Source organism: Parvimonas parva, from assembly GCF_045866535.1.
Lineage (GTDB): Bacteria > Bacillota > Clostridia > Tissierellales > Peptoniphilaceae > Parvimonas > Parvimonas parva.
Map to the genome: position 1 here is coordinate 485,209 of NZ_AP038371.1, position 26,857 is coordinate 512,065.

At 29.8% G+C, this 26,857-nt stretch carries 33 protein-coding genes and 1 tRNA gene; 29 read left to right on the forward strand and 5 right to left on the reverse strand.

Annotation, left to right across the window (positions count from 1 at the left end; translation table 11 throughout):
• Nucleotides 1-32 precede the first annotated feature (32 nt).
• From ACKTSI_RS02490 to ACKTSI_RS02505, 4 genes are all read left to right on the forward strand, one after another.
• The gene (locus tag ACKTSI_RS02490) at nt 33-560 is read left to right on the forward strand and encodes a hypothetical protein (RefSeq protein WP_407863044.1); all 528 of its coding nucleotides are present in this window, start codon (nt 33-35) and stop codon (nt 558-560) included.
• 145 nt (nt 561-705) lie between these two features.
• Nucleotides 706-2,400: a phospho-sugar mutase gene (locus tag ACKTSI_RS02495; protein ID WP_407863119.1), complete on the forward strand. Its 1,695-nt coding sequence runs from the start codon at nt 706-708 to the stop codon at nt 2,398-2,400.
• A gap of 62 nt (nt 2,401-2,462) precedes the next feature.
• Complete coding sequence (locus ACKTSI_RS02500) at nt 2,463-2,663, forward strand: hypothetical protein (protein ID WP_288979700.1); 201 nt, start codon at nt 2,463-2,465, stop codon at nt 2,661-2,663.
• 94 nt (nt 2,664-2,757) lie between these two features.
• Nucleotides 2,758-3,051, forward strand: coding sequence for a hypothetical protein (locus ACKTSI_RS02505; RefSeq protein WP_288979701.1), 294 nt, complete (start codon nt 2,758-2,760; stop codon nt 3,049-3,051).
• A gap of 155 nt (nt 3,052-3,206) precedes the next feature.
• On the opposite strand, the gene ACKTSI_RS02510 is transcribed toward ACKTSI_RS02505, so the two are convergent.
• Nucleotides 3,207-3,293, reverse strand: a tRNA-Leu gene (locus ACKTSI_RS02510).
• A gap of 166 nt (nt 3,294-3,459) precedes the next feature.
• Here ACKTSI_RS02510 and upp point away from each other — a divergent pair.
• The 6 genes from upp to yihA all read left to right on the forward strand — a co-directional run bounded on the left by upp (nt 3,460) and on the right by yihA (nt 10,704).
• The gene (upp, locus tag ACKTSI_RS02515; protein ID WP_068473797.1) at nt 3,460-4,089 is read left to right on the forward strand and encodes a uracil phosphoribosyltransferase; all 630 of its coding nucleotides are present in this window, start codon (nt 3,460-3,462) and stop codon (nt 4,087-4,089) included.
• 405 nt (nt 4,090-4,494) lie between these two features.
• Nucleotides 4,495-5,820 (forward strand): trigger factor, encoded by a 1,326-nt coding sequence (tig, locus tag ACKTSI_RS02520; RefSeq protein WP_068473795.1) that lies wholly within the window; start codon nt 4,495-4,497, stop codon nt 5,818-5,820.
• A 121-nt stretch (nt 5,821-5,941) separates the two neighbouring features.
• The gene (gene clpP, locus ACKTSI_RS02525) at nt 5,942-6,520 is read left to right on the forward strand and encodes an ATP-dependent Clp endopeptidase proteolytic subunit ClpP (protein ID WP_068473792.1); all 579 of its coding nucleotides are present in this window, start codon (nt 5,942-5,944) and stop codon (nt 6,518-6,520) included.
• Between the two features lie 10 nt (nt 6,521-6,530).
• Nucleotides 6,531-7,754, forward strand: a complete 1,224-nt coding sequence (gene clpX, locus ACKTSI_RS02530) for an ATP-dependent Clp protease ATP-binding subunit ClpX (protein ID WP_068473789.1) — start codon at nt 6,531-6,533, stop codon at nt 7,752-7,754.
• A 12-nt stretch (nt 7,755-7,766) separates the two neighbouring features.
• A complete protein-coding gene (gene lon / locus ACKTSI_RS02535) occupies nt 7,767-10,112 on the forward strand; it encodes an endopeptidase La (protein ID WP_201275644.1) in 2,346 nt (781 codons plus the stop codon).
• 1 nt (nt 10,113) lies between these two features.
• Nucleotides 10,114-10,704 carry a ribosome biogenesis GTP-binding protein YihA/YsxC gene (gene yihA / locus ACKTSI_RS02540; protein ID WP_068473783.1) on the forward strand — a complete coding sequence of 197 codons (591 nt, stop codon included), beginning with the start codon at nt 10,114-10,116 and terminating at the stop codon, nt 10,702-10,704.
• Between the two features lie 96 nt (nt 10,705-10,800).
• Here yihA and ACKTSI_RS02545 read toward each other — a convergent pair whose 3' ends face one another.
• The 3 genes from ACKTSI_RS02545 to ACKTSI_RS02555 all read right to left on the reverse strand — a co-directional run bounded on the left by ACKTSI_RS02545 (nt 10,801) and on the right by ACKTSI_RS02555 (nt 12,507).
• Entirely contained in the window at nt 10,801-11,274 is a 474-nt protein-coding gene (locus ACKTSI_RS02545) for a hypothetical protein (RefSeq protein WP_407863045.1), read from the reverse strand.
• A 247-nt stretch (nt 11,275-11,521) separates the two neighbouring features.
• A complete protein-coding gene (locus ACKTSI_RS02550; protein ID WP_308577578.1) occupies nt 11,522-11,884 on the reverse strand; it encodes a hypothetical protein in 363 nt (120 codons plus the stop codon).
• A 455-nt stretch (nt 11,885-12,339) separates the two neighbouring features.
• On the reverse strand, nt 12,340-12,507 hold the full coding sequence (locus ACKTSI_RS02555) for a hypothetical protein (protein ID WP_407863046.1): 168 nt from the start codon (nt 12,505-12,507) through the stop codon (nt 12,340-12,342).
• A gap of 245 nt (nt 12,508-12,752) precedes the next feature.
• Here ACKTSI_RS02555 and ACKTSI_RS02560 point away from each other — a divergent pair, with 245 nt between their 5' ends.
• Nucleotides 12,753-14,084, forward strand: coding sequence for an aminopeptidase C (locus ACKTSI_RS02560; protein ID WP_068473773.1), 1,332 nt, complete (start codon nt 12,753-12,755; stop codon nt 14,082-14,084).
• Between the two features lie 116 nt (nt 14,085-14,200).
• A complete protein-coding gene (locus ACKTSI_RS02565) occupies nt 14,201-15,913 on the forward strand; it encodes a M3 family oligoendopeptidase (protein ID WP_407863047.1) in 1,713 nt (570 codons plus the stop codon).
• 42 nt (nt 15,914-15,955) lie between these two features.
• Here ACKTSI_RS02565 and purB read toward each other — a convergent pair whose 3' ends face one another.
• Nucleotides 15,956-17,386: an adenylosuccinate lyase gene (gene purB / locus ACKTSI_RS02570; protein WP_407863048.1), complete on the reverse strand. Its 1,431-nt coding sequence runs from the start codon at nt 17,384-17,386 to the stop codon at nt 15,956-15,958.
• A 175-nt stretch (nt 17,387-17,561) separates the two neighbouring features.
• Here purB and ACKTSI_RS02575 point away from each other — a divergent pair, with 175 nt between their 5' ends.
• The 17 genes from ACKTSI_RS02575 to rpsN all read left to right on the forward strand — a co-directional run bounded on the left by ACKTSI_RS02575 (nt 17,562) and on the right by rpsN (nt 26,848).
• Complete coding sequence (locus tag ACKTSI_RS02575) at nt 17,562-18,554, forward strand: polysaccharide deacetylase family protein (protein ID WP_201275639.1); 993 nt, start codon at nt 17,562-17,564, stop codon at nt 18,552-18,554.
• Between the two features lie 7 nt (nt 18,555-18,561).
• Entirely contained in the window at nt 18,562-19,773 is a 1,212-nt protein-coding gene (locus tag ACKTSI_RS02580) for a DNA recombination protein RmuC (protein WP_407863049.1), read from the forward strand.
• A gap of 395 nt (nt 19,774-20,168) precedes the next feature.
• Nucleotides 20,169-20,504, forward strand: a complete 336-nt coding sequence (gene rpsJ / locus ACKTSI_RS02585) for a 30S ribosomal protein S10 (RefSeq protein WP_004833624.1) — start codon at nt 20,169-20,171, stop codon at nt 20,502-20,504.
• 52 nt (nt 20,505-20,556) lie between these two features.
• Complete coding sequence (gene rplC / locus ACKTSI_RS02590) at nt 20,557-21,183, forward strand: 50S ribosomal protein L3 (protein WP_407863050.1); 627 nt, start codon at nt 20,557-20,559, stop codon at nt 21,181-21,183.
• A gap of 17 nt (nt 21,184-21,200) precedes the next feature.
• Entirely contained in the window at nt 21,201-21,824 is a 624-nt protein-coding gene (gene rplD / locus ACKTSI_RS02595) for a 50S ribosomal protein L4 (protein WP_068473755.1), read from the forward strand.
• Nucleotides 21,821-22,111, forward strand: a complete 291-nt coding sequence (gene rplW / locus ACKTSI_RS02600; RefSeq protein WP_197415927.1) for a 50S ribosomal protein L23 — start codon at nt 21,821-21,823, stop codon at nt 22,109-22,111. The genes rplD and rplW overlap by 4 nt, the downstream gene beginning before the upstream one ends.
• Nucleotides 22,112-22,128: 17 nt before the next feature.
• Entirely contained in the window at nt 22,129-22,962 is an 834-nt protein-coding gene (gene rplB, locus ACKTSI_RS02605) for a 50S ribosomal protein L2 (RefSeq protein ID WP_068473749.1), read from the forward strand.
• Nucleotides 22,963-22,978: 16 nt separating this feature from the next.
• The gene (gene rpsS / locus ACKTSI_RS02610; protein WP_009372520.1) at nt 22,979-23,263 is read left to right on the forward strand and encodes a 30S ribosomal protein S19; all 285 of its coding nucleotides are present in this window, start codon (nt 22,979-22,981) and stop codon (nt 23,261-23,263) included.
• A gap of 19 nt (nt 23,264-23,282) precedes the next feature.
• Nucleotides 23,283-23,615, forward strand: a complete 333-nt coding sequence (rplV, locus tag ACKTSI_RS02615; protein WP_068473746.1) for a 50S ribosomal protein L22 — start codon at nt 23,283-23,285, stop codon at nt 23,613-23,615.
• Between the two features lie 17 nt (nt 23,616-23,632).
• Complete coding sequence (rpsC, locus tag ACKTSI_RS02620; RefSeq protein WP_068473744.1) at nt 23,633-24,367, forward strand: 30S ribosomal protein S3; 735 nt, start codon at nt 23,633-23,635, stop codon at nt 24,365-24,367.
• A gap of 23 nt (nt 24,368-24,390) precedes the next feature.
• On the forward strand, nt 24,391-24,825 hold the full coding sequence (rplP, locus tag ACKTSI_RS02625) for a 50S ribosomal protein L16 (protein ID WP_004833615.1): 435 nt from the start codon (nt 24,391-24,393) through the stop codon (nt 24,823-24,825).
• Nucleotides 24,815-25,021, forward strand: coding sequence for a 50S ribosomal protein L29 (gene rpmC, locus ACKTSI_RS02630; protein WP_009448199.1), 207 nt, complete (start codon nt 24,815-24,817; stop codon nt 25,019-25,021). Before rplP ends, rpmC begins: the two co-directional genes overlap by 11 nt.
• Nucleotides 25,022-25,027: 6 nt before the next feature.
• Nucleotides 25,028-25,282 (forward strand): 30S ribosomal protein S17, encoded by a 255-nt coding sequence (gene rpsQ, locus ACKTSI_RS02635; RefSeq protein ID WP_004833613.1) that lies wholly within the window; start codon nt 25,028-25,030, stop codon nt 25,280-25,282.
• A 24-nt stretch (nt 25,283-25,306) separates the two neighbouring features.
• Nucleotides 25,307-25,675: a 50S ribosomal protein L14 gene (gene rplN, locus ACKTSI_RS02640; RefSeq protein ID WP_068473741.1), complete on the forward strand. Its 369-nt coding sequence runs from the start codon at nt 25,307-25,309 to the stop codon at nt 25,673-25,675.
• 14 nt (nt 25,676-25,689) lie between these two features.
• A complete protein-coding gene (gene rplX / locus ACKTSI_RS02645) occupies nt 25,690-26,001 on the forward strand; it encodes a 50S ribosomal protein L24 (protein WP_068473735.1) in 312 nt (103 codons plus the stop codon).
• 19 nt (nt 26,002-26,020) lie between these two features.
• Nucleotides 26,021-26,563, forward strand: a complete 543-nt coding sequence (rplE, locus tag ACKTSI_RS02650; protein WP_082713912.1) for a 50S ribosomal protein L5 — start codon at nt 26,021-26,023, stop codon at nt 26,561-26,563.
• A gap of 15 nt (nt 26,564-26,578) precedes the next feature.
• Entirely contained in the window at nt 26,579-26,848 is a 270-nt protein-coding gene (gene rpsN, locus ACKTSI_RS02655) for a 30S ribosomal protein S14 (RefSeq protein WP_004833609.1), read from the forward strand.
• Nucleotides 26,849-26,857 lie beyond the last annotated feature (9 nt).

The window sequence follows — 26,857 nt, forward strand, 5'->3', positions numbered from 1 at the left end:
GATATTGTATCGATGGAAGAGGGGGCAACTAGATGATAAAAAAAACAAATGGTTTTGAAATTATTATTACGGCTATATTTTTGTTGTTTTTAAGTTTTTATGAGATAAGTAAGTATTTGGATTCTTTTAAATATAATATAGAAATAGTTGTATTTTATAATATTATAATTTGTTTGTTTATTTTGTTTATTATATTTTTTGTAAGTAAATTTTTGATGAAAAAAATAGATAACAGCAAATATAAATTTTTAAAAAGTAATTTTTTTAAAGATTTTTTAATACCAATTTTAACGTTTGTTTTTTTTATAGCGACGTTTATAATATTTTTTGAAATTTTTTATTATATTGGATATGGAAAGTTTGATACTGAATACTTGCATAATGTTTTTTATCTTAAAGTAGATCATGGTAAAATTTTTATGGACAATTTTAAAGAAACAAAAGGACTTTTTTATTCATTACTTTCAGTTAATGCTCTTTATGTTGGCTTTATTTTATCTTGGTTTCCATTTTGGCTTATTACTTTATTTGTTAATTATAAAAATAATAAAAATAAATAGATCAAATTATTATAATTTGTATAATTGTATAGTTTTAAAAATGCTACTTTTTTGAGTAGTATTTTTTTATCAAAAATATATTGAAAAAAAATATTGATTGATGTAAAATATACTGAGAGTATGTAAATTTTAGGAGGGAATTATGATAGATTATAAAAAAGTTTATGAAGAATGGTTAAATAATGATTTTTTTGATGAAGAAACAAAAAATGATTTACTTTCAATAAAAGATAATGAAGAAGAAATTAAGGATAGATTTTATAAAGTTTTAGAATTTGGAACTGCCGGACTTCGTGGTAAACTTGGTGCAGGAACAAACAGAATGAATAAGTATATGGTTTCAAAAGCAGGACAAGCTCTTGCAAATACAATTATTGACCATGGAAAAGAAGCTATTGAAAGAGGAGTTGCAATAAGCTACGATGTTAGATATGGCTCAAAAGAGTTTGCTGAACTTACTTGTTCAATAATGGCGGGTAATGGAATTAAATCGTATATTTATAAAGGGATAAGACCGACTCCGATGTGTTCTTATGCAATTAGAAAATTAAATTGTATGGCAGGAGTAATGGTTACTGCAAGTCATAATCCACAAGCATATAACGGATATAAAGCATACTGGAAAGAAGGCTCACAAATTCTTGACGACATTGCAAATCAAATTTCTGCTCATATGGAAAAAATCGAAAAATTTGAAGATGTTAAACAAATTCCTTTTGAAGAGGCAATCAAAAGTGGAATGGCAAGTTTTATTGATGAATCAGTTGAAGAAGAATATAAAAAAGAAGTTTTAAATTTAACTATAAACGACGAAAATGTTGATAAGGATATTAAAGTTGTTTATACTCCATTAAACGGTGTTGGAAATTTACCTGTTAGAGAAGTTTTAAAGAGAAGAGGTTTTGAAAATGTATTTGTAGTTAAGGAACAAGAATTACCTGACCCTGAATTTACAACTGTCGGTTATCCAAACCCTGAAGTTCCTAAAGCATTTCTTTATTCAGAAAATTTAGGTAAAGAAGTAGGAGCTGATATTTTAATCGCAACTGACCCTGATTGCGACAGAGTTGCTCTTGAAGTTAGAGATAAAAATGGAGAATATGTATTCTTAAATGGAAATAGAATTGGTGCTTTATTATCATACTACATTTTCTCACAAAGATATGCACTTAAAAACTTGCCAGAAAATCCTGTTTTAGTAAAATCAATCGTAACCGGAGATTTATCAAGAGCGATAGCTAAAAAATATGGAATAGATACAGTTGAAACATTAACGGGCTTTAAAAATATTTGTGGAAAGACAAATGAATATGATATAACTAAAGAAAAGAATTATGTTTTTGGTTATGAAGAAAGCATCGGTTTCTGCTATGGAACATTTGTAAGGGATAAAGACGCTGTTGGTGCATCAATGATGGTTGTCGAAATGGCAGGATATTACAAAAAGCAAGGAAAGAGTTTATTAGAAGTTTTAAATGATATTTACAAAGAGTTTGGATATTATAATGAAAGACAAATTTCTCTTGAACTTGAAGGAATTGAAGGACAAGCAAGAATTGGAAGAATGATGGAGGACTTTAGAGAAAATCCGATTAAAGAAATGAAAGAAATTTCTTTAAAGGAAATAGTTGACTTTAAAGATGGATATTTAGATTTTCCAAGACAAAATTGCTTGAAATATTATTTGAATGACGGCTCTTGGTATGCATTAAGACCATCAGGAACAGAACCTAAGATTAAATTATATATTTATACAATCGGAAAAACAGAACAAGAAAGTGTTGATAAATTAGATTTAATCGAAAAAACTTGTAGAGAAAAAATGAATAATGTAGAGTAATTTAAAAGGTATGTCTTAATCGACATACCTTTTTTGTAAAAAAAACTAACATAAAATGTTAGTTGAAATGGTGCCGGCAGATAAAAAAACAAGACGTATGGACAAAGAAGAAAACTTGGATTAAAAAATTGACTAAAGCTGAAAAAGATGATAAAATAGAGAAAATAAAAAGAACAGCTAAAAAAGATTTGAAAATTAATGACAAACAATTTGGGAAAAAAGCTGGTTATCATATGCAAGAGTTTAATCTGAAGGAATCATAAAAGGAAGATAGGTTAAAATTTAAAGAAATTATAACCAATATTTATACAAATCCTGATGAAGAATTTATAACTATATTGAAAGAGGGTATAAACAATGCTAGGATTAAGGACAAAAGAATCAGATAAATTTTTAAAATTTTTTTCTAAAGTACAAGAGAAAGCTAATTTGGAAAATAAAGTTTTTTTCTTAGATTTTGGAGAATGTAAAGATATTGAATTTGAAGATATGGAAATTGATACCCTTTTTGGTTGGTTAGTTCCTAAAAATTTATCTAAAGATTTTGAATTATCTTTTAATTGTGGAAGAATTGAAGAAAAATGGGACGATTTTTACAATACAGTAGATTTTGAAATAAAAAATAAATCTTTGAATATAAAATTCAATTAAATAATTTAATATTAAAACCAAAAGCAATGTACGAAAAAGTATGTTGCTTTTTTGTTGCACTTGATTTGACAAATTATCGCAACAAAAAAAGTAGAGTTAAAACTCTACTCCTAATGAACTAAATTAATTTTTATAATTTTTTGTGATAATAAAAATGGTGCCGGCAGTGGGACTCGAACCCACACACCCTTGCGGATAACAGATTTTGAGTCTGTCTCGTCTGCCAGTTCCGACACGCCGGCAAATTTAATTACTGAAATAGTATAACATAAAAAAAATTTTTTTTCAACATTTTTAATAAAAATTTTGTTTTAAAGATATTTGATTATTAAAAGGTAATTGTGATATAATATTAAAGATAAAAATTAATAGAATAAAAATTTTTGCACAATTTTAGGAGGAAATGATATGTCAAAATTAACAGTGTTTGACCATCCGGTTATTTCTCATAAGTTAGGATATTTAAGAGACAAAAATACCGGAGGAAAAGATTTTAGAGCTTTGGTAAATGAAATTTCAATGCTTATGGCTTATGAAGTTACAAGAGATTTAAAAACTGATGAGGTGGAAATTGAAACACCTTTACAAAAAACAATGGTTAAAAGATTATCCGGAAAAAAATTAGGAGTTGTTCCTATTTTAAGAGCAGGACTTGGAATGGTTGAAGGAATGTTAAATATTCTTCCAGCTGCAAAGGTTGGACATATTGGATTATATCGTGATCCTGAAACTTTACAACCTGTTGAATATTATTGTAAATTACCTGTAGATGCAGAAGAAAGAGATTTTTTAGTTCTTGATCCAATGCTTGCAACAGGAGGTTCAGCTTCTGATGCCATAAAACTTTTAAAACAAAAAGGTTGTAAAAATATTAAATTGGTTTGTATAATTGCTGCTCCTGAAGGAGTTGAAGCTGTTCAAAGAAATCATCCTGATGTGGATATTTTTGTAGCTGCATTAGATGAGAGACTAAATGAACATAGCTATATCGTTCCTGGACTTGGAGATGCAGGGGATAGATTATTCGGAACAAAATAATTTCACGATGCTTTGTATCGGAGGATACCCGGTAATCTTGTTATTTCATAACAGTAAAAGGTTGGAGAAATTGTACCGACCCCAAAAAGTTAGACCAAAAATTTAACTAAATGGGGTTGGTATTTTTTATGGCAAAATATAGTTTTGAACTGAAAAAGAAAATGGTAGAAGAATATTTTGAGTGTAAAGGAGGATATGGATATTTAGAGAAAAAATATAATATAAATTATTCACAAATTAGAAAATGAATAAAGGTTTATGAAAAATTTGGAGATGAAGGACCTAAATTGATAGAATATATATTTAATCTATTGAAATATATGTTTTTTTATGTTATACTTTTTAAGTATGTAAATAGAAAAATTTAAAACTTTAATTTTTATAAAGTGATTAGGAGGAATATAGATGAATACTAAATTAGTATCAAGAGATGATAAAAGAGTAGTTTTTACATCAGAAATTAGTTCAGAGGCTTTTAATGCTTCAATTAATAAAGTTTATAACAAAATGAAATCAAGATTTAACATTCCTGGATTTAGAAAAGGTAAAGCTCCAAGAAAGATTATTGAATTAAACTATGGAGAAGGAATCTTCTTTGAAGACGCTGTTAATGAATTATTACCTGATTTATTCGAAGATGCTGTTAAAGAATTAGAAATTGGTAAAGATATCTGTGGTATGCCAAAGATTGATATTGAAGAATTTGATAAGGATAAAGTTATCGTTGTTAAGTTTGACCAAGAATTAAGACCAGTTCCAGAACTTGGAGATTATAAAAATTTAGTTGCTGATGATGTTAAATTTGAAGTAACTGATGAAATGGTTGATGAAAGAGTAAATAAAGAAAGAGAAAATAATGCAAGAATAATTACAGTTGAAGATAGACCTGTAAAGGATATGGATACTGTAAATATTGACTTTGATGGTAGTGTTGAAGGAATTGCTTTTGACGGTGGAAAATCTGAAAATTATGATTTAGTTGTTGGTTCACATACTTTTATACCTGGTTTTGAAGAACAATTAATCGGTAAAAATATTGGAGATAATGTTGATGTTAATGTTATTTTCCCAGAAGAATATCATTCAGAAGAATTAAAAGGAAAGGCTGCTCTTTTCAAAGTTAAAATAAATTCAATTAAAGAAAAACAACTTCCAGAATTAGATGATGAGTTTGCAAAAGACGTTTCAGAATTCGATACATTAGAAGAATATAAAGCAGACATCAAAAAACATCTTGTTGAATCAGCAGATAGAAATGCATTAGTTCAAAAACAAAATAATGCTATTGATGCTCTTATCGAAAGTTCAAATGTTGAGGCTCCAGAATCTATGATTAATGAAGAAGTTGATAAGGCTTTTAGAGATTTTGCTGGTAGAATTAGACAATACAATATGGATTTAGATAATTATTTCAAAATGTTAAATACTACTGAAGAGGCTGTTAGAGAACAATTAAAACCAGAGGCTACTAAGAGAGCTAATGCTGAGCTTGTTATTGACGCTTTTGCAAAATTAGAAAATATTGAAGTTTCTGAAGAAGAAATTGATAAGGAAATCGATGAATTCGGAAAGAATATGAAAGTAAAAGATTTTGAAGGATTTAAGAAGGAATTAAAATCAGGAGAAGGTCTAGAAGGTATTACTGCAAGTTTAATTAGAAGAAAAGCGGTTGATCATTTGGTAAGTCTTGTTAAATTCCAAGAACCTAAAAAAGAAACTGTTGAAGAATAATTAATTGAAATATAGCTTGCATTTATCAAGCTATATTTTTTTATTGTGGAACAACAAAGTTCCCGGGTACCCACCCGATGCAAAGCATCGTGGAAGGGTGGGTTTTTATTAGGAGGTAATTATGGCACTTATACCTATGGTAGTTGAACAAACTAATAGAGGAGAAAGGTCTTATGATATTTATTCAAGACTTTTAAAGGAGAGAATTATATTTTTAAGTGGAGAAGTGAATGACCAAATGGCAGATTTGATTGTTGCACAACTTTTGTTTTTAGAATCAGAAGACCCTAAAAAAGATATTCAAATTTATATAAATAGTCCGGGAGGTTCTGTTAGTGCAGGACTTGCGATTTACGATACAATGCAATACATTAAGCCTGATGTAAGTACAATTTGTATTGGGCGTGCAGCAAGTATGGGAGCATTTTTATTAACTTCAGGGGCAAAAGGAAAGAGATTTGCTCTTCCTAATGCTGATGTTATGATTCACCAACCACTTGGTGGTGCTCAAGGTCAAGCTGAAGATATTAAAATTCAAGCTGAAAAGATTTTAAAGGTAAGAAGTACTTTAAATGAAATTTTAGCTAAAAGAACAGGACAACCACTTGAAAAAATTGAAAAAGATACAGATAGAGATTTCTATATGACAGCGCATGAGGCAAAGGAATATGGAATTATTGATGAAGTTATAGAAAATTAAGGAGTTAATTTTGGAAAAAAAGAATACCAGATGTTCTTTTTGTGGAAGAGAAGTTGAAGAAGTTGACCAAATAGTAAGTGGAATTAACGCTAATATTTGTAATGAATGTATAGAAATTTGTCATTCCATGCTTGAACATCAAGAAAGAACAAAGAAACAAGAAAGACTGGAAAAATTACCAACTCCTGTTGAGATAAAGAAAATTTTGGACGAATACATTATTCAACAAGATGATGCTAAAAAAGCATTGAGTGTTGCTGTTTACAATCACTATAAGAGAATTAACAGAGATACCCAAAGTGATGTTGAAATCCAAAAGTCAAATATTTTACTTGTTGGCCCAACTGGAAGTGGTAAAACTCTTTTAGCTCAAACTCTTGCGAAAGTTTTGGAGGTTCCTTTTGCTATTGCAGATGCGACAACTTTAACTGAGGCAGGTTATGTTGGAGAGGACGTTGAGAATATAATTTTAAAATTAGTTCAAGCAGCTGATTACGACATAGAAAGAGCTGAAAAGGGAATAATATATATTGATGAAATTGATAAGATTACAAGAAAAAGTGAAAATCCGTCTATAACAAGAGATGTTAGTGGAGAGGGTGTTCAACAATCTCTTTTAAAGATTATTGAGGGAACTGTTGCAAATGTTCCTCCAAAGGGAGGGAGAAAGCATCCAGACCAACAATATATTCAAGTTGATACGTCAAATATTTTATTTATCGTTGGAGGAGCTTTTCAAGGAATTGAATCAATTTTAAAATCGAGATTAGAAAAGAAATCAATGGGCTTTGGTGCAGAAGTTAAATCGGAAAAACTTGATGATTTTTCTGAAATAATCAAAAACTTAAGACCTGAAGATTTGTTAAAATATGGTTTGATACCTGAATTTGTAGGTAGAATACCTATGATTGTAACTTTAGAAAGCTTAAATGAAAATTCTTTAGTTAGAATTTTAGAAGAACCAAAAAATGCGCTTATTAAACAATATAAAGAGCTTTTCTCAATGGACAATGTAAAACTTGATTTTGAACAAGAGGCTATAAAAGAGATTGCAAGGATTGCTCTTGAAAGAAAAACAGGAGCAAGAGGACTTCGTGCTGTTATAGAAAATTCTCTTTTAGATACTATGTTCAATTTACCTTCTGAAAAAGATGTTGAGAAATGTACTGTTACAAAAGAAGTTATTTTAGGAGAATCAAAGCCTGTTTTAGCTTTTAAAGAAAGTAAAGAATAAAGGAAAATATTTATGAGCAATATAAATTTTAATATTGAAGAAAAATTAAATAGACCTGTACTTGCACTTAGAGGTCTTTGGATTTACCCATATTCTGTTGTTCATTTTGATGCTGGAAGAAAAAAATCTATTGATGCAATAGAAACTGCATTGAAAAAAGATTCTATTCTAGTTGTTTTTACTCAAAAAGATATTAGAACTGAGGACCCTAAAGCTGAAGATTTATATGAAATGGGAACAGTTGTTATCGTTAAGCAAATTTTGAAGATGAATAACGGTGTTACTAGAGTCTTAGCTGAGGGTATTTGCAGATGTAAGGCAAAGAAAATTTATGATGACGGTAGATTTTTAAGAGCAGATGTTGAAGAATATTATTACAATGAAGTTGAGAGTGAAGATGCTGAATTATTAACTCTTAGAAATATGGTTGAAGGTGCTTTTGAAGACTACACAACTAAGAAAAGACATTTAGATGTTGATACGGAAGTTAGTGTTCAAGTTTCTTTAAATATGGATAAATTCACAAATAATGTTGCAAGTTATATAATGGGATTGTCTGATGATGAGCATTTTGAAAATTTCAAAATTTTTGATATGCGTCAAAGGCTTGAAAAACTTTATGAAATTTTACAAAATTCAATAGAGTTATCTTTCCTTGAAGAAAAATTGTCAAGAAAGGTTTCATCAAGACTTAATAAAAATCAAAGGGAATATTATTTAAGAGAACAACTAAATGTAATAAAAGAAGAACTTGGGGATGGAGAAGATTTAAGCTCAGAGCTTGATGAATATGCAAATGCAATAATGAGCTTTGGTTTTGACGAAAATATTGAGGAAATGTTATTTAAAGAAATTAGAAAACTTTCAGAAATTCCGTCAGGCTCTCCTGAAGGAAATGTAATTAGAAATTATCTTGATAAGATAGTGGCACTTCCTTGGAAAAAATCAAAAAAAGAAAAATTAGATGTTAATTATACTAGAAAAATTTTAGATAAGGAACATTTTGGACTTAAAGATGTTAAGGATAGAATTGTTGAGTCGATAGCTTTAAGACAGATTTCAAACAATCAAAAAGGTTCAATCATTTGTTTAGTTGGCCCTCCGGGAGTTGGTAAAACTTCTATCGCAAAATCCATTGCAAAGTCTTTGAATAGAGAATTTGTTTCTATGAGGCTTGGTGGACTGCATGATGAAAGTGAGATAAGAGGTCATAGAAGAACTTATGTCGGAGCAATGCCGGGCAAAATTTTGAATTTGTTAGAACAATGTAAAGTAAACAATCCTGTATTGTTGCTTGATGAAATAGACAAAGTTTCAAATGATTTTAGAGGCGACCCTTCAAGTGCATTACTTGAAGTTCTTGACCCTGAGCAAAATAATAAATTTACAGATAACTATATAAATATTCCTTTTGATTTGTCAAAAGTTATGTTTATTACTACTGCAAATACAACTTCTACAATTCCATCACCATTGCTTGATAGAATGGAAGTTATACCGGTTTCAAGTTACACTTATGACGAAAAGGAAAAAATTGCTATCGACCATTTAATTCCGAAGGCATTTAAAAACTTTTCTATAACTAAGAGAATGCTTGATATAAAAGTTGATGCAGTTAGAGATATGATTCGTTATTATACTAGGGAATCAGGAGTTAGAAACTTAGAAAGACTGATAGAAAAAGTTATAAGAAAATCGGCTGTACTTTTGGTTTCAGAGAAGACTAAAAAAGTTACAGTGAATTCTAAAAATCTTGTTGATTTCTTAGGAAAGAAAAAATATCACGATGACGTTTTGGAAAAAGAAGATAAAGTTGGACTTGTAAATGGTTTAGCTTGGACAGAAGTCGGAGGAGAACTTTTAACAATAGAAACAGATATTGTTAAAGGCACCGGAAAGATACAACTTACCGGACAACTTGGTGATGTTATGAAAGAATCAGCGATGACTGCAATTTCATTTGTAAGAAGTAAAGCTGATAAATTTAATATCAATGAGGACTTTTATAAAGAAAAAGACATTCACATTCACGTTCCTGAAGGAGCAGTACCAAAAGACGGTCCATCTGCAGGGATAACAATGACAACTGCAATCGTAAGTGCTCTTACAAACAGAAAAGTTAATAGACAATTTGCGATGACAGGAGAAGTTACTTTAAGAGGTAGAGTTCTTGCTATTGGTGGTCTTAAAGAAAAAATTCTTGCTGGAAATAGATATGGAATAAAAAATATAATTATTCCAAAGGAAAATGAAGTAGATATCGAAGAAATTCCTGAAGATATTAGAGAAACTTTAAATATCTATCCTGTTTCTGATGTTTGTGAAGTGTTAGACTTAGTTTTAGAAAAAGAGGTGTAAAGTGAAAATAATTTCAAGTGAATTAGAACAAATAGCTGCGATTATTTCACAATATCCTAACTCTGATTTGAAAGAAGTCGCATTTGCCGGAAGAAGTAATGTAGGAAAATCAAGTTTTATAAATGCTTTTATAAATAGAAAAAACTTAGCTAGAACAAGTTCTAAGCCCGGAAAAACAAGAACGGTAAATTTTTACAAAATAAATGATGAGTTTAGATTGGTCGATTTACCCGGTTATGGATATGCACAAGTTTCAAAAAGTGAAAAGGAAAAATGGGGAACAATTATTGAAACTTATCTTTCAAACAGAGAAAATTTGTGTGAAGTTATACTTGTTGTAGATATCAGACATGCACCGAGCAAGGAAGATGTAATGATGTATAATTGGCTTTTAGAATATGGTTTCAGTGGTTATGTTATTGCGACAAAAGCCGATAAGATTTCAAGAGGTCAATGGAATAAACATTTAAAAATTGTTAGAGAAACTTTAGGTGTAAAAGATATGAATCTGGTTATACCTTTTAGTTCTGATTCTAAAGCTAATTTAGATTTAGTTCATAACAAAATAGAAGAAATACTAAGCTGTGAATAATCACAGCTTTTTTGTAATAAAAAAGTTGGCATATAAAACACCAACTTTTTTAATTTTAAAACTAAAAAATTAAAGATAAAATATCTTAGTATAATATTAATCATTATTTTTATATTTTTTTATCCAAGAAGATAAATTTTCATAATTAATATCCGAATACTCAGAGTCGAATCTATAAATCTTATTTCCTTTTTTGAAATTTAAATCCGGAGCTACCATTAAATTTGGTAGAATATTCTTTAATTTCTTTAAATTTTTTTTATAATTTTTGTCTGTATTATCTAATTTTATTTCGTAATCAATTTTTATATCTTTGTGATTATTTAATATACTGTATAAATTTTCACACATATCACAAGAACTTTTTGTTATTATGAAGGAAAAATTGTCTTGGTTGTCAATTATTTCTATTAACTTGTTTACAGATATTTTTTGTATATATAAATTTTCTTTTTGATTTTGTTGAGTATTTTGTGTTTCGTGATTTTTACAACTTGAAATACAAAATAAAAATAAAAAGCAAACTAATATAATATTAAAAGTTTTAATTATCTTCTTTATTCTTTTCATTTTTACTTGACCTTTCACATATATATCTAACAGCGAAAAACAGAACGGTAGAGTATATATAATATATAATTAATGATTTTAAAGTCACAAATTTACCAAAATAATTAATTGTAAAACAAAATATTGAAAAAATTAAGTATTTAATATAGATATTTTTAATATTATTTTTTTTTCTGATTATAAATGCTAGAAATAATGTTATACAGATAATACATATTCTTTTTAAAATTAAATAGTCCATATTAATTTACTCAAATAAGCATGAGCCTAAAGATATAACAGCTTTAATTCCTAAATAATATATTGCTGAACCTGTAGCTAACATTCCTAACACTTCTTGAACAGAAAAGTCTATTCCCAAAAGTGCCATTTTTTTTAACATACAAGCTGTTACTTTTTTGTAATTTTCAGGGTGTTTTGCTATTTCTTTCCAATTTCCATAGTTTTCATCACCCCAATCGGATTCTCTAAGCATAACAATAGGTTTTTGCTTATTTTTTTCTAAAACGATTTCTTCTTTGATTAAATTTGTCTCTTTTGCTAAGATTAAGCTTGAACTTGTAGCAAAAGTTGATGCAATTAACAATAGTGCTATGAATTTCTTTTTCATAGTAAACCTCCAAAAAATAAAATATTATAAGAAAAATTAGTTAATAAAATTTCTTACAATGGAATTGTAACATATAAAACAGTATTAGTCAATATTTTTTTGGTATTTGTATTATAAAAATATAATTTTTTCTAATAACTCATATTGTAAAATTAAGTTAGGTATAAAAATTTTTTAAAATTATATTTTTTCATTTTATTACTTCCTCTTAAATGTATTTTTAGAAAAAGGAATATTTGCAATAAGTGTTAGACATAAAGTTTCTATCAAAGAGTATTTTAAACTATTACACAATACAAAATAATTAAATACAAACACCATTGAACTTGACGCTATTATAATTTTAATAGGATTTGTTATCAGCTTAAATTTTCTGATTAATAATAACATGACAATGATGTAAATTATACTTAATTTTGGTAGTATAAAGTTTTTTAAAAATTCTATATCCATAATTAATCATCACCCCAATCAGATTCTCTAAGCATAACAATATTTTTTTGCTTATTTTTTTCTAAAACGATTTCTTCTTTGGTTAAATTTGTCTCTTTTGCTAAGATTAAGCTTGAACTTGTGGCAAAAGTTGATGCAACTAACAATGGTGCTATGAATTTCTTTTTCATAGTAAATCTCCTAAAATAAAATATTATAAGAAAAATTAGTTAATAAAATTTCTTACGATAGAATTGTAACATATAAAACGACATTAGTAAATATTTTTTTTGATATTTGTATTATAAAAATATAATTTTTTCTAATAATACAAATAATCGATAAAAAATATCAATTAATTCTAGAAATCTATTGAAATAATGATTTTGTTGTGCTATTATAGTTGTGTTAAAATATAAAATATGGAGGGAATAAAATGGTAACAAATGAAATGATGAAAAATTTTAAAAATCGTTTTGAAAACGATGCTACAAGTAGAGTTATTTCAAATGCGATTGCTAGAACTGGAATTCAAGAAAGTTCTCTTAATAATGATGTTTTAAGATTTCATAATTTTAAATTTTCAGACAGTGTAAAGAAAGCTGAAATAACAAATCAAAAGAAATCAGGCCGTTGTTGGATGTTCTCAGGACTTAATGTTTTGAGATTAAAAGTTATGGAAAAATTAAATTTAAAAACTTTTGAATTTTCACAAGTTTATCTTTTCTTTATGGATAAAATGGAAAAATCAAACAACTTCTTAGAACTTATGATTGAACATATAGATGAACCACTTGGAACAAGACTTATGGATTGTTTGTTAGACCTTGGTGCAGATGATGGAAACTTTTTTGAATGTTTTGATGATTTAATTTCAAAATATGGTATTGTTCCTAAATCAGTTATGCCTGAAACTTTCAGCTCATCAAATTCAGAGGCTTTTGTTGAACAAATCAATGTTAGACTAAAGAGAACTGCTATGAATATGAGAAAAGCTCATTTAAATGGTGCAACTGTTGAGGAGTTAAGAAAATTAAAAGAAGAAACTCTTTATGAAGTTTATAACATTTGTACAAAAGTTTTAGGAAAATTACCGGAAACTTTTGACTTTGAATATATGGATAAAGATGATAAATTCCAAAAGATTACAAATCTTACTGCGATGAAATTTTATGAAGAATATGTTGGTGATTACTTTGCAACTAAGGTTGACTTAATCGAAGACCCAAGAGGAAAATATCCATTTGGTAAAAAGATTGAGTTAAAATATTTCAAATCAGTTAGGGAAGGAAATCCTGTTGCATCACTAAATGTTCCACAAGAAGAAATTAAAAAAGCAATTATAGCATCACTTAAAGCGGGAGAGGCTGTTTGGTTTGCTTGTGATGTTATGAAAAATTGTGATAGAAAATTAGGAATAATGGACAAAGACTTATTCAACTATGATGAAACTTTAACAGAACTTGGAGAGTTTTCAAAAGCAGACAGAATTGATTACAGATATACAGATTTAACTCATGCAATGACTTTTGTTGGAGTTGATTTAGACGAAAATGGAAATCCAATAAAATGGCAAGTTGAAAACTCTTGGGGAGATGAAATTGGAGATAAAGGAATATTCTCAATGAGCGACTCTTGGTTTACAAATGAAAATATTTCAGCAATAGTTGACAAAAAATTCGTTGACGAAAAATGGTTAAAAGGCTTAGAAGAAGAATCAATCAAAATTGACCCTTGGGAACCATACGCAATGATGTTAAAAAGATAATTTTAAAAGGAATTACGCTTGTAATTCCTTTTTTAAATTTAAATCTTTATGAGATTGTTTTTTATACTTAAAATGTGTTAGAATATTATTGTTGATTAATTATTTAGGAGGGAAGTATGAATAAAGAAAATTTAGATTTAAAATTTGGCGATTATAATTATGTTCGTCCTGATTTTGAAAAGCTTATAGCTGATATTAGAGCTTTGACTCAAAGACTTGTAAATGCTAATACAAGTGATAAAGCTGTTGCAACTTATAATGAACTTAATGAAGTTAGTGGAACTACTGATAGTATGATAACTTTAGCAAATATAAAAAATTCTATTGATACTAAAGATGAATTTTTTGATAAGGAAATGCAATTTATTCAAGAAAATTATCCAAGAGTTCAAGAGGCTGAAGTTGAATATGTTAGAGCTTTTGTTAATAGTAAATTTAGAAAAGAATTAGAAGAAGAGTTTGGTGTTTATTTATTCCAAAAATATGAAAATTATTTATTAACTTTTAATCCTTCAATTATGGAAGATTTAGTTGAAGAATCAAAAGTTGTTATGGAATATCAAAAACTTTTATCTGCTTGTTCAAAAGAATGGAATGGAGAACAGTTAAACCTTACTCAACTTGCTAAATATTCTCAAGATTCAGATGCTGAAACTAGAAGAAAAGCTACAAATCTTATTTCAGAAATTTATGAAGAACAAACTGAAAAATTAGACGAAATTTATGATAAGATTGTTAAGATAAGAGATAGAATGGCTAAAAAACTTGGCTATAAAAACTTTATCGAGCTTGGTTACAAAAAAATGGGAAGAGTTGACTATAATGCTAAAGATGTTGAAGGTTATAGAAAACAAATTTTAGAAACTATTGTTCCTATTTGTAATAAGTTAAGAGAAGAACAAAGCAAGAGAATTGGTGTTGATAAGTTGACTTTCTATGATGAACCAATTTTCTTTAAAACAGGAAATCCTGCTCCGCACGGTGAAGAAAAATGGTTAGTTGAAAGAGCAGAAAAAATGTATAGTGAACTTTCTCCTGAAACAAAAGAATTTTTTGACTTTATGAAAACAAAAGATTTATTTGACTTGGATTCAAAGGGAACAAAGGCTGCTGGTGGATATTGTACTTACTTAAGAAATTGGAGAAGTCCTTTTATCTTTGCTAATTTCAATGGTACAACTCATGATGTTGAAGTTTTGACTCACGAGGCAGGACATGCTTTCCAAGTTTTTTCATCAAGGGATTATATTCCTGAATATACTTGGCCAGGAATGGAATCAGCTGAAATTCATTCAATGAGTATGGAATTTTTTACTTGGCCTTGGATGGATTTATTCTTTGAAGAAGAGGCTGACAAGTTTAGATATAATCATATTGCTCATTGTCTAATGTTCTTACCTTATGGTGCGTTAGTTGATGAATTTCAACATATCGTTTATGAAAATCCTGAACTTTCTCCAAAGGAAAGACGTGAAAAATATAGAGAATTGGAAAAGAAATATCTACCACATAGAGATTATGCAGGAATAAAAGTTCTTGAAGAAGGTGGATTCTGGTTTAGACAAAGACATATTTACCAAATGCCATTTTACTATATAGATTATACTTTGGCTCAAGTTTGTGCTTTCCAATTCTGGAATAAGGATAGAAAAGACCACAAATCTGCTTTTGCTGATTATTTAAGACTTTGCAAAACAGGTGGAACAAAACCATTCTTACAATTACTTGAAGTTGCAAACTTAGAAAACCCATTTATTGACGGAACTATCAAAAAAGCTGTTGAACCAATAGAAGAATACTTAAATTCTGTTGATGCAAGTAAGTTTTAGAGATATTATTGAAAATTAAAAACGCTCCGAGTGGAGCGTTTTTTAAATTTCTATTTCTTTTATTTCTTCAATTAAATTTTTGTTGTTTTCTAATACGGGATTGACTTCATTTTCGATAAATTCATCAACTTGTGATGGGCATCTTCCGATGTATTTTGAAGGGTCTAAGACTTCTTCAAGTTCATCTTCGTTTATGTCAAAAAATTCATCATCTTTTATTAATTCTAATAAATTATTTTCAAGTCCTTTTTCTTTTACATTTTTACCTGCTATTTGTGAAAGTTCTCTAATTCTTTCGTGAAGTTCTTGTCTGTCTCCACCTTTTTTAACTTGGTTCATCATTATGTTTTCACTTGCCATAAAAGGTAATTCAGCCATTAAATGTTTTTCGATTACTTTTTTATAAACTACCATTCCGTCAACTACATTTGCATAGAGTTCTAATATCCCGTCTATCGCTAAGAATCCTTGAGAGATTGAAAGTCTTTTGTTTGCACTGTCGTCTAAAGTCCTTTCAAACCATTGTGTAGCGAAAGTCATAGAAGGGTTTATTACATTTGAAATTACAAAGTTTGATAATGCACCGATTCTTTCTGATTTCATTGGATTTCTTTTATAAGGCATAGCTGATGAGCCGATTTGATTTTTTCCAAAAGGTTCTTCTATTTCTTTTAAATGTTGTAAAAGTCTTAAATCGTTTGAAAATTTGTGAGCAGATTGTGCTATATTTGATAGTAAAAATAAAATTTTACTGTCGATTTTTCTTGTGTATGTTTGACTTGAAACTGCAAAAACTCCTTTGAAATTCATTTCTTGTGCTATGAAATTATCAAGTTTTTTAACTTTTTCTTCGTCATTATCGAAAAGTTCCATAAAAGATGCTTGACTTCCTGTTGTTCCTTTTGCTCCACGAAGTTTTAGATTTTCTAAGATGAAATTCAATTCTTCAAGGTCTATAAGTAAATCTTGCATATATAATGTTAATCTTTTTCCAACTGTTGTAGGTTGTGCAGGTTGAAAGTGAGTATATGCTAGAGTAGGAATTTTTTTATATTTTAAGGCATTTGTTTTTAATAAATTTAAAACATTTATAATTTTTTTCTTAACAACCAAAAGAGCCTCTTTCATAACAATAAGTTCTGTATTATCTCCAACGAAACAACTTGTTGCTCCAAGGTGGATAATTCCTTTTGCATTAGGGCATTGAACTCCATAAGCATAAACATGACTCATAACATCGTGCTTTACAATTTTTTCTCTTTCTAAAGCAACTTCAAAATTTATATCATCTTTAAAAGATTCAAGTTCTTTGATTTGCTCATCTGTAATATTTAATCCTAAGCTCTTTTCTCCTTTTGCAAGAGTTATCCATAATTTTCTCCAAGTTTTAAATTTGAATTCATCTGAAAAGATATAACTCATTTCTTTGCTTGCGTATCTGTTTGTAAGTGGATTTGAATAAATGTTTCTCATAAAAACTCCTTTAATTTATTTTTTTAAACTAAATTTTTAGTTCGTCATATATTTTATTATATCATAATTTCATTCTGAAAAAAACTGTTAAACAATGTTAATTGAGTTTACAACTTAATTGTAAATGTGATATACTTATAGATAATAACAATATGGCGGTTAGGAGGTAATTTTAATGATAGATAATGAAGAAAGAACAAGAAGAATGAGAGAGAGAAAGAAGAGAAAGAGAAGAAAAGAAAATTTTGTAATTATATGTGCAGTTTTCTTGGCTCTTTTTTCTTTTTTAGGTGGTAAATATGTTTTAGGAGTTTTAAATCAAAATAAAACACAAAATCAGATTAAAAAAGACGATACTAAAAAATCAGATGATAATGCTACTGAAAAGAAAACTGAAGTTGAAAAAGAACAAGAAAAATCTAATCCAAGTGGAATTGACTTTGCAGAATCTGGAAATCATATAAAATCTGCAGACGCTTATGCTTATGATACTGCTGAAATTAGAGATTATATTATGAGTAAAAAAGAATATACCGGAAAGAAAGTTGTATTCTTGACTTTTGATGATGGTGTAACTCCGGGAATTACTGATAAAGCGTTAGATATATTAAAAGAAAAACAAGTTCCTGCTACATTTTTTATAGTAGGTAAGACTTTGAACGACCAAGCTAAACCATATTTGGAAAGAGAATTAAATGAGGGACATGGAATAGCTATCCATAGTTTTACTCACGACTATAATAAATTATATCCAAAAAGAGTTCCAAATCCTGCTGTAATAAAAGAAGAGGCTGAAAAGACTATGGCAAGATTAAAAGAACTTTTAGGAGATAAGTTCAATACAGGTGTTTGGAGATATCCTGGTGGACATATGTCTTGGAAAGGGCTTGAATCCGGTGGTAATGGAGATGAAACTTTAAAGAGTTTAGGACTTGAATGGATTGACTGGAACAGTTTGTCTGGTGATGCTGAGCCTTTAAAAGTTAGACCTACTAACGAGGCTGAAATGTTAAAATATGTTAAGACATCTTTGAGTTATTGGAAACAACAAAATATTGTAGTTGTTTTAATGCATGATTCTCAAGGAAAAGACTTAACATTAAGAACATTACCTAGTATAATTGACCACTTCAAATCAAATGGTTATGAATTCGGCATTTTGAAATAGGTGAGATATGATTTATTTTTTAATAGGTATTTTAATTATATTAGTTGTTGTTGCAATTGTTTTGATTTTACAAATTTCAAAAAAATCTAATGATGAAGTTATAAAAGATGAAGATATTTTAAAATTAAAACTTAGCTTTTCTGATGAATTCAATAGACTGAATGATAAGCTAAATGTAAATAACGAAAAGATTACTAGTCAACTACTTGAATTTAAAAATTCTACTAATGATAATATTATAAAAGCTGGAAAAGAAAATATTGATTCGATTTTCAATTTTAACGACAAATTAAAATCTGAACTTAAAAGGGATTTTTTGAATCTTACAACTGTTGTTGAGGGAAGACTTGACAAGATAAATGAAAGTGTTGAATTAAAACTTGAAAAAAGTTTTGAAGATACAAAAAAGACTTTTAGTAATGTTATGCAGAGTTTGGGTAGGCTTGATGAGGCTCAAAAGAAAATGGAATTTTTATCTAATAATGTTCAAAATCTAAATAATGTTTTGACGGATAAAAAAACTCGTGGAATTTTTGGAGAGGTACAACTCTATCAAGTTTTATCATCTGCTTTTGGTGATAACAATGAAATTTACCAAAAACAATATAAACTTTCAAATGGAACTTTAGCAGATGCCGTATTGTTTGCGCCTGAGCCTGTTGGAACTATTTGTATAGACAGCAAATTCCCTTTAGAAAATTATAGAAGAATTTTTGAAGATGTAGCTGAAAATAAAGTTGAAAACGAAAAGAGTTTTGAACAAAATTTAAATAAACATATTGATGATATTTCTTCAAAATATATAATAAAAAACGAAACGACAGATCAAGCGATTTTGTTTTTACCTGCAGAGGCTATATTTGCTTATCTTAATGCTTATATGCCTAAAATTGTTGAGTATGCTTATTCAAAGCGTGTTTGGATTACTTCTCCAACTACGATGATGGCGATACTTACGACAATACAAGCAGTATCTCAAAATTTAAAACAATCTCAATATGCATTGGAAATTCAAAAAGAATTGAATTCTCTTTCTGTTGAGTTTGATAGATATGCCAAGAGATGGGAAACTTTGGAAAAAGATATAAATAAAGTGAGCAAAGATGTTAAAGATATTTTTACAACTTCTACAAAAATTACAAGGCGATTTGATAATATAAAAAATGTTGAAGTTTTTGAAAAAGAAAATATGGAAGAAATTTTAAAAATAGAAGAATAAATTTTAGATAAAAGTGGTACAATTTGTATCACTTTTTCAAATTTTTTCATAAAAAAATTTTATAAAAACAAAAAATATATTAAAAATGTAATTCAAATCACATAATAAAATATTTTTGAAAAAACGCTTAAAAATTCGAAAAAAAACTTAAAAAAATTCAAAAAAAGTATTGCAAAATCTATTTTGTTATTGTATAATATATGAGTGCTTGTGTGCACAAAAAGGCGTTGACGAAATAGGTTGCTCACATTAAACGGCTGTTTTACAGCTTGTGAGGTAATTATTTCTGAGTATGTCGAACTAGATTTCGGCGACGGGTCGCCGTATTTTTTAGAAGTGAAAATGGAACACACGGATGAGTTGATACGGAAGACCTAGTTGCATGATGCCAAAACATGCGAAATAAGGAGGTAAAAAAATTGGCAAACAAACAAAAAATCAGAATTAGATTAAGAGCTTACGATCATGAATTAATCGATAGCTCAGCACAACAAATAGTGGAATCTGCAAAGAGAACTGGTGCAGAAGTATCAGGACCTATTCCACTACCAACAGAAAAGGAAATCATTACAATCTTAAGAGCTGTTCACAAATACAAAGATAGTAGAGAACAATTCGAACAAAGAACACATAAAAGACTTATTGATATCCTAAACCCAAATCAAAAGACTTTGGAAAGTTTAAAGAAATTAAATCTTCCAAGTGGGGTAGATATCGAAATTAAGTTATAAATCTTAGAATGATTGTAAATCAATCCGCTGTAAGTAATAGGAGGTGTACTCAATGAAGAGTATTTTAGGTAAAAAAATTGGAATGACTCAAATTTTTACTGAAGATGGAGCAGTTGTTCCTGTAACAGTTGTTGAAGCGGGCCCAATGTTCGTTATACAAGTTAAAACTGTTGAAACTGATGGTTATAATGCAATCCAATGTGGATATGTGGACAAAAAAGAAAAGAAGGTTACAAAACCTCTTAAAGGACATTTTGACAAAGTAAGTGTTGGATATAAGAGATTTGTAAGAGAATTTAGATTAAACGGAGGCGAAACTTTTGAAACTGGACAAGAAATTAAAGTTGACTTATTTGCTGAAGGAGATAAGGTTGATGTTATCGGAACTTCTAAAGGTAAAGGTACTCAAGGTGCTATCAAGAGATGGAACTACGGAAGAGGACCAGAAGGTCACGGTTCAAAATCTCACAGAGTAGCCGGTGCTAGAAGTGCTGGTACTTATCCAGGTAGAGTACTTAAAGGTAGAAAAGCAAGTGGAAAAATGGGAAATGAAAAAAGTACTGTTCAAAATCTTGTTGTTGTAAAAGTTGACGTTGAAAAGAACCTAATTCTTGTAAAAGGTGCTATTCCAGGACCTAAAGGTGGTTTAGTAACAATTAGAGAAGCGGTTAAGAGATAGTTTAAGGAGGATAAATAATGCCTAAGGTTAATGTTTATAACCAACTTGGAGAAGTTGTTGGTGATATAGAATTAAACGAAGCTATTTTTGGTGTTGAAGTTAATGAACATGTTGTTTATGAAGTAGTAAAGAACCATTTAGCTAATAGAAGACAAGGCACTCAATCTGCTAAAACTCGTGCAGAAGTACGTGGAGGCGGAAGAAAGCCTTGGAGACAAAAAGGTACTGGTCGTGCTAGACAAGGTAGTATAAGAGCTCCTCAATGGAAAGGTGGCGGGGTTGTATTCGCACCAAAGCCAAGAAGCTACAGATACTCAGTTCCTAAGAAAGTAAGAAGACTTGCTATGAAGTCAGTTCTTTCTTCAAAAGTTCTTGAAGGAGAATTAAGAATTTTAGATGCTTTAACAGTAGATGCATTCAGCACTAAGAAAGCAAAAGAAATCTTAAGAAACTTAAATTTAGAAACAAAGACTATGATAGTTTTACCAGAAGGAAATGATATGATTATTAAATCATTCGCTAACCTTCCAAAGATTGAAACTGTTGTTGTAGATTATATGAACGTTTATGATTTAATGAGATTTGATAATCTTGTAATCGTAAAAGATGCCTTATCAAAAATTGAGGAGGTGTATGCATAATGACAGCATATGATATTATTATTAAACCAGTTGTAACTGAACGTTCAATGGAAAATATGGAATCAAAAAGATACACTTTCAAAGTTGATACTAAGGCTAACAAATCTGAAATCAAAAAAGCCGTAGAAACAATTTTCGGTGTAAAAGTTAAACAAGTAAACACAATGAATATTACTGGTAAGAAAAAAAGAATGGGAGCTAATGTTGGCAAAAGATCTGATTGGAAAAAAGCCATTGTTACTCTTACAGAAGATTCTAAAGAAATTGAATTTTTCGAAAGTATTTAATATAGGAGGTAATATTAATGGCTATTAGAAAGTATAAACCAACTTCTGCTGGTGTACGTGGAATGAGCGTTTTAACTTTTGATGAGATAACTAAGACTCAACCTGAAAAGTCTTTAGTAGTTTCTTTATCAAAATCAGGCGGAAGAAATTCATTAGGTAGAGTTACCGTTAGACATAGAGGTGGCGGTGCTAAGAGAAAATATAGAATAATAGATTTTAAAAGAAATAAAGATGGAGTACCTGGAAAGGTTGCATCTATCGAATACGATCCAAACAGAACAGCTAACATAGCATTAATTCATTATCTAGACGGAGAAAAAAGATATATCTTAGCTCCAGAAGGATTAAAAGTTGGAGCTATGATAGAATCTGGAGAAAATGCAGATATCGTAATCGGTAATGCTTTAAAATTAAAAGACATTCCAGTAGGTACAAATGTTCATAATATTGAATTAAAACCTGGAAAAGGTGGACAATTAGTAAGAAGTGCAGGTTCTGAAGCTCAATTAATGGGTAAAGAAGGAAGATTTGCACAATTAAGATTACCTTCAGGTGAATTTAGATTAATTCATTTAGAATGTAGAGCAACTGTTGGACAAGTTGGTAACTTAAGTCACGAACTTGTAACAGTAGGTAAAGCAGGAAGATCAAGACATATGGGCAAAAGACCTCACGTTAGAGGATCTGCAATGAACCCAGTAGATCACCCTCACGGTGGTGGGGAAGGTAGAACTCCTGTTGGACGTCCAGCACCTTCAACTCCTTGGGGTAAACCAGCTTTAGGACTTAAGACTAGAAAGAAAAACAAAAAGTCTAATAAGTTCATAGTAAGAAGAAGAACTAAAAACTAATTAAGGAGGAGAACAAATGGGTAGATCTCTTAAAAAAGGACCATTTTGTGATGATCATCTTTTAAAGAAAATAGATGCATTAAACAGTGCAGATGAAAAGAAAGTTGTAAAAACTTGGTCAAGAAGAAGTACAATTTTTCCACAATTCGTTGGACACACAATAGCTGTTCATGATGGAAGAAAGCACTTACCAATTTATATTACTGATGATATGGTAGGACATAAACTTGGAGAGTTCGTTTTAACTAGAACTTACAAGGGACATGTTGGAAAGAACGAAAAAAATAGTAAAGTAAGATAATAGATAAGGAGGAAATAACATGCAAGCTAAAGCAATTGCAAAATATCAAAGAATTTCACCTCTTAAAGTAAACTTTATTTGTAGAGAAATAAGAGGAAAGCATGTAGATGAAGCTTTATCTATTCTAAGATTCACTCCAAAAGCGGGTGCTAGATTATTAGAAAAGGTATTAAAATCAGCTGTCGCTAATGCGGAAAACAATCATAATTTAGATAGAAAAGACCTTTATGTATTAGAAGCTTATGCAAATGATGCTCCAGTTATGAAAAGATGGAGACCAAAGGCTAAAGGTTCAGCTTACCCAATTTTGAAAAGATCAAGTCATATTGGTGTAACAGTAGCAGAAAAATAGTGTAAGGAGGATAAAAAATGGGTCAAAAAGTTAATCCTCATGGGTTAAGAGTTGGAATAATCAAAGATTGGGACTCAAGATGGTTTGCCGACAAAAAAGAATTCGGTAATTTATTAGTAGAAGACCACAATATTCGTAAACTTGTTAAAAAAGAGGTAGCTCTTTCAGGAGTACCTAAAGTTGAAATAGAAAGATCAGCAAATAGAGTAAAGGTTACAATTTTCACTGCTAAACCAGGAATGGTAATCGGAAAATCAGGAGCTGGCGTTGAAGAATTAAGAGTTAAGATTGAAAAATTAACTGGTAAAAAAGTAATTGTTAATGTTGAAGAAGTTAAAAGACCTGACTTAAGTGCTCAATTAGTTGCTGAAAACATTGCAGGACAATTAGAAAGACGTGTATCTTTTAGACGTGCTATGAAACAAGCTATGCAAAGATCATTAAAATCTGGAGCAAAAGGTATTAAAACTGCTGTTTCAGGAAGACTTGGTGGAGCTGATATGGCTAGAACTGAAGGATATTCTGAAGGAACAATTCCTCTACAAACTTTAAGAGCTGACATTGAATATGGATTCGCTGAAGCTGATACAACTTATGGAAAATTAGGTGTAAAAGTTTGGTTATACAAAGGAGAAGTTCTTCCAGGAATGAAAGCTGCTGTTATTGAAGAAAGACCAGCTAAAAAAGACAGAAGAAACAAGAAAGACAATAAGAAAAGATTTAATAAAACTGGCGCTAAGAAAGAAGCTTAGTTGCCGGAAGGAGGAAAGAGTCTATGTTAATGCCTAAGAGAGTAAAATATCGTAGAGTTCATAGAGGCAGAATGACTGGTAAAGCTCTAAGAGGAAATACAATTTCTTACGGAGATTATGCAATTCAAGCATTAGAACCTTGCTGGATGACTGCAAACCAAATCGAATCTGCAAGACGTGCGATGACAAGATATATAAAAAGAGGCGGTAAAATTTGGATTAAAGTGTTCCCTGATAAGCCTGTTACTAAAAAACCTGCTGAAGTAAGAATGGGTTCTGGTAAAGGGGCTCCTGAATATTGGGTAGCAGTTGTTAAACCAGGTAGAGTGTTATTCGAAATGAGTGGAGTTCCTGTTGATGTAGCTAGAGAAGCTATGAGACTTGCTGCTCATAAATTACCTGTAAAGACTAAATTTATAACTCGTGAGATGAAGGAAGGTGAAGCTAATGAAAATTAAAGAAATTCGCCAAATGAACGATAGTGATTTACAAGCAAAATTAAAAGATTTAAAAGTAGAATTATTTAATCTACGTTTTCAATTAGCCACTGGACAGTTAGAAAATCCTATGAGAATTGGTGGCATTAGAAAAGATATAGCTCGTGTTAAAACTATTATCAGAGAACGTGAGCTTAATGCTGGAAAGGAGGCTTAATACTATATGGAAAGAAATAGTAGAAAAGTCATAATAGGAAATGTAGTTTCTAATAAGATGGATAAGACAATAGTTGTAGAAGTTGCAACTTTCGTTTCTCACCCACTTTATAAAAAACAAATGAAAAAAACTACAAAATTTAAAGCACATGATGAAAATAATGAATGTTTAATTGGTGATAGAGTTAAAATTATGGAAACAAGACCTCTTTCAAGAGAAAAGAGATGGAGACTTGTTGAGATACTTGAAAGAGTAAAATAATTTTCATCTGGAAAGGAGTATCGTATGATTCAAACAGAAAGTCGTTTAAAAGTTGCTGACAACTCTGGCGCTAAAGAACTTCTTGTTATTAGAGTACTAGGTGGTACTAATAAGAAATATGCAAAAGTTGGCGATATAGTAGTATGTGCTGTTAAAAGTGCTGCACCAGGTGGAGTTGTTAAGAAAAGCGACGTTGTAAAGGCGGTAATCGTTAGAACAACAAATAGTATAAAAAGAAATGATGGAAGCTACATTAGATTCGATGATAATGCAGCAGTAATTATAAAAGATGATAAAAACCCAGTTGGTACAAGAATTTTCGGTTCAGTTACAAGAGAGCTAAGAGCTGGTAACTTTATGAAGATTATATCTCTTGCACCTGAAGTATTATAATAGGAGGTGTTAGAATGAAAATTAAATCTGGAGATACTGTTATTGTAATTGCAGGAAAAGATAAAGGTAAGACTGGTAAAGTAGTTAAAACTTTAGCTAAAGAAAATAGAGTAATAGTTGAAGGAGTAAACGTTCAAACTAAACACAAAAAAGCTAAAAGCCCTAAAGATGAAGCTGGTTTAATCAAAGTTGAAGGAAGTATTGATGCTTCTAACGTAATGTACTTTGATACAAAGGTAAATAAGCCTTCTAAAATTGGTTACACTCTTGAAGGAGATAAAAAAGTTAGAATCAGTAAAAAAAGTGGTTCAAAAATAGATAAATAGTTGAAAGGAGGCAATCTCGGTGACTTCCAGAATGCAAGTTAAATATAAAGAAGAAATAGTTTCTGCTTTAATGGAACGTTTTAAATATAGAAATATTATGGAGGTTCCTAAACTAGATAAGATTGTTATCAACATCGGTTTAGGTTCAGCTAAAGATAATCCAAAAGCTTTAGAAAGCGCTTTAAGAGATTTGGAAATTATTTCAGGTCAAAAACCTGTAATAACTACTGCTAAAAAATCAATTGCTAACTTCAAATTAAGAGAAGGTATGAAAATTGGTACTAAGGTGACTCTTAGAGGAGAAAAAATGTATGATTTCCTAGATAGATTAGTTAATATAGCTCTTCCACGTGTAAGAGACTTTAGAGGTGTTAGTGCTTCAAGTTTCGATGGTAGAGGAAATTACGCATTAGGTATAAAAGAACAATTAATATTCCCAGAAATCGTATATGATATGATTGATCAAATAAGAGGAATGGATATTATAATAGTTACTACTGCTAAGACTGACGAAGAGTCTAAAGCACTTTTAGAGCTATTAGGAATGCCTTTTAAAAAGTAGTAGGAGGGAAATTTAATGGCTAAAAAATCAATGGTACAACGTGAATTAAAACGTCAAAAGTTAGTTGAAAAATATGCTGCAAAACGTGCAGAATTAAAAGCCAAAGGGGACTATGTTGGTTTAAGCAAATTACCAAGAAATGCATCACCAACTCGTTTACACAACCGTTGTAAAATCACTGGACGTCCTCATGGATATATTGGAAAATATGGAATCAGCCGTATTGTATTCCGTGAATTAGCTTACAAGGGAGAAATTCCTGGCGTTAAAAAGGCTAGTTGGTAATATTTAGAT

Coding starts and splice junctions, on each gene's coding strand:
- ACKTSI_RS02490 (WP_407863044.1), top strand. CDS start 33: ATGATAAAAAAAACAAATGGTTTTGAAATTATTATTACGGCTATATTT.
- ACKTSI_RS02505 (WP_288979701.1), top strand. CDS start 2,758: ATGCTAGGATTAAGGACAAAAGAATCAGATAAATTTTTAAAATTTTTT.
- upp (WP_068473797.1), top strand. CDS start 3,460: ATGTCAAAATTAACAGTGTTTGACCATCCGGTTATTTCTCATAAGTTA.
- tig (WP_068473795.1), top strand. CDS start 4,495: ATGAATACTAAATTAGTATCAAGAGATGATAAAAGAGTAGTTTTTACA.
- clpP (WP_068473792.1), top strand. CDS start 5,942: ATGGCACTTATACCTATGGTAGTTGAACAAACTAATAGAGGAGAAAGG.
- lon (WP_201275644.1), top strand. CDS start 7,767: ATGAGCAATATAAATTTTAATATTGAAGAAAAATTAAATAGACCTGTA.
- ACKTSI_RS02545 (WP_407863045.1), bottom strand. CDS start 11,274: ATGAAAAGAATAAAGAAGATAATTAAAACTTTTAATATTATATTAGTT.
- ACKTSI_RS02550 (WP_308577578.1), bottom strand. CDS start 11,884: ATGAAAAAGAAATTCATAGCACTATTGTTAATTGCATCAACTTTTGCT.
- ACKTSI_RS02555 (WP_407863046.1), bottom strand. CDS start 12,507: ATGAAAAAGAAATTCATAGCACCATTGTTAGTTGCATCAACTTTTGCC.
- ACKTSI_RS02560 (WP_068473773.1), top strand. CDS start 12,753: ATGGTAACAAATGAAATGATGAAAAATTTTAAAAATCGTTTTGAAAAC.
- ACKTSI_RS02565 (WP_407863047.1), top strand. CDS start 14,201: ATGAATAAAGAAAATTTAGATTTAAAATTTGGCGATTATAATTATGTT.
- purB (WP_407863048.1), bottom strand. CDS start 17,386: ATGAGAAACATTTATTCAAATCCACTTACAAACAGATACGCAAGCAAA.
- ACKTSI_RS02575 (WP_201275639.1), top strand. CDS start 17,562: ATGATAGATAATGAAGAAAGAACAAGAAGAATGAGAGAGAGAAAGAAG.
- ACKTSI_RS02580 (WP_407863049.1), top strand. CDS start 18,562: ATGATTTATTTTTTAATAGGTATTTTAATTATATTAGTTGTTGTTGCA.
- rpsJ (WP_004833624.1), top strand. CDS start 20,169: ATGCGAAATAAGGAGGTAAAAAAATTGGCAAACAAACAAAAAATCAGA.
- rplC (WP_407863050.1), top strand. CDS start 20,557: ATGAAGAGTATTTTAGGTAAAAAAATTGGAATGACTCAAATTTTTACT.
- rplD (WP_068473755.1), top strand. CDS start 21,201: ATGCCTAAGGTTAATGTTTATAACCAACTTGGAGAAGTTGTTGGTGAT.
- rplB (WP_068473749.1), top strand. CDS start 22,129: ATGGCTATTAGAAAGTATAAACCAACTTCTGCTGGTGTACGTGGAATG.
- rpsS (WP_009372520.1), top strand. CDS start 22,979: ATGGGTAGATCTCTTAAAAAAGGACCATTTTGTGATGATCATCTTTTA.
- rplV (WP_068473746.1), top strand. CDS start 23,283: ATGCAAGCTAAAGCAATTGCAAAATATCAAAGAATTTCACCTCTTAAA.
- rpsC (WP_068473744.1), top strand. CDS start 23,633: ATGGGTCAAAAAGTTAATCCTCATGGGTTAAGAGTTGGAATAATCAAA.
- rplP (WP_004833615.1), top strand. CDS start 24,391: ATGTTAATGCCTAAGAGAGTAAAATATCGTAGAGTTCATAGAGGCAGA.
- rpmC (WP_009448199.1), top strand. CDS start 24,815: ATGAAAATTAAAGAAATTCGCCAAATGAACGATAGTGATTTACAAGCA.
- rpsQ (WP_004833613.1), top strand. CDS start 25,028: ATGGAAAGAAATAGTAGAAAAGTCATAATAGGAAATGTAGTTTCTAAT.
- rplN (WP_068473741.1), top strand. CDS start 25,307: ATGATTCAAACAGAAAGTCGTTTAAAAGTTGCTGACAACTCTGGCGCT.
- rplX (WP_068473735.1), top strand. CDS start 25,690: ATGAAAATTAAATCTGGAGATACTGTTATTGTAATTGCAGGAAAAGAT.
- rpsN (WP_004833609.1), top strand. CDS start 26,579: ATGGCTAAAAAATCAATGGTACAACGTGAATTAAAACGTCAAAAGTTA.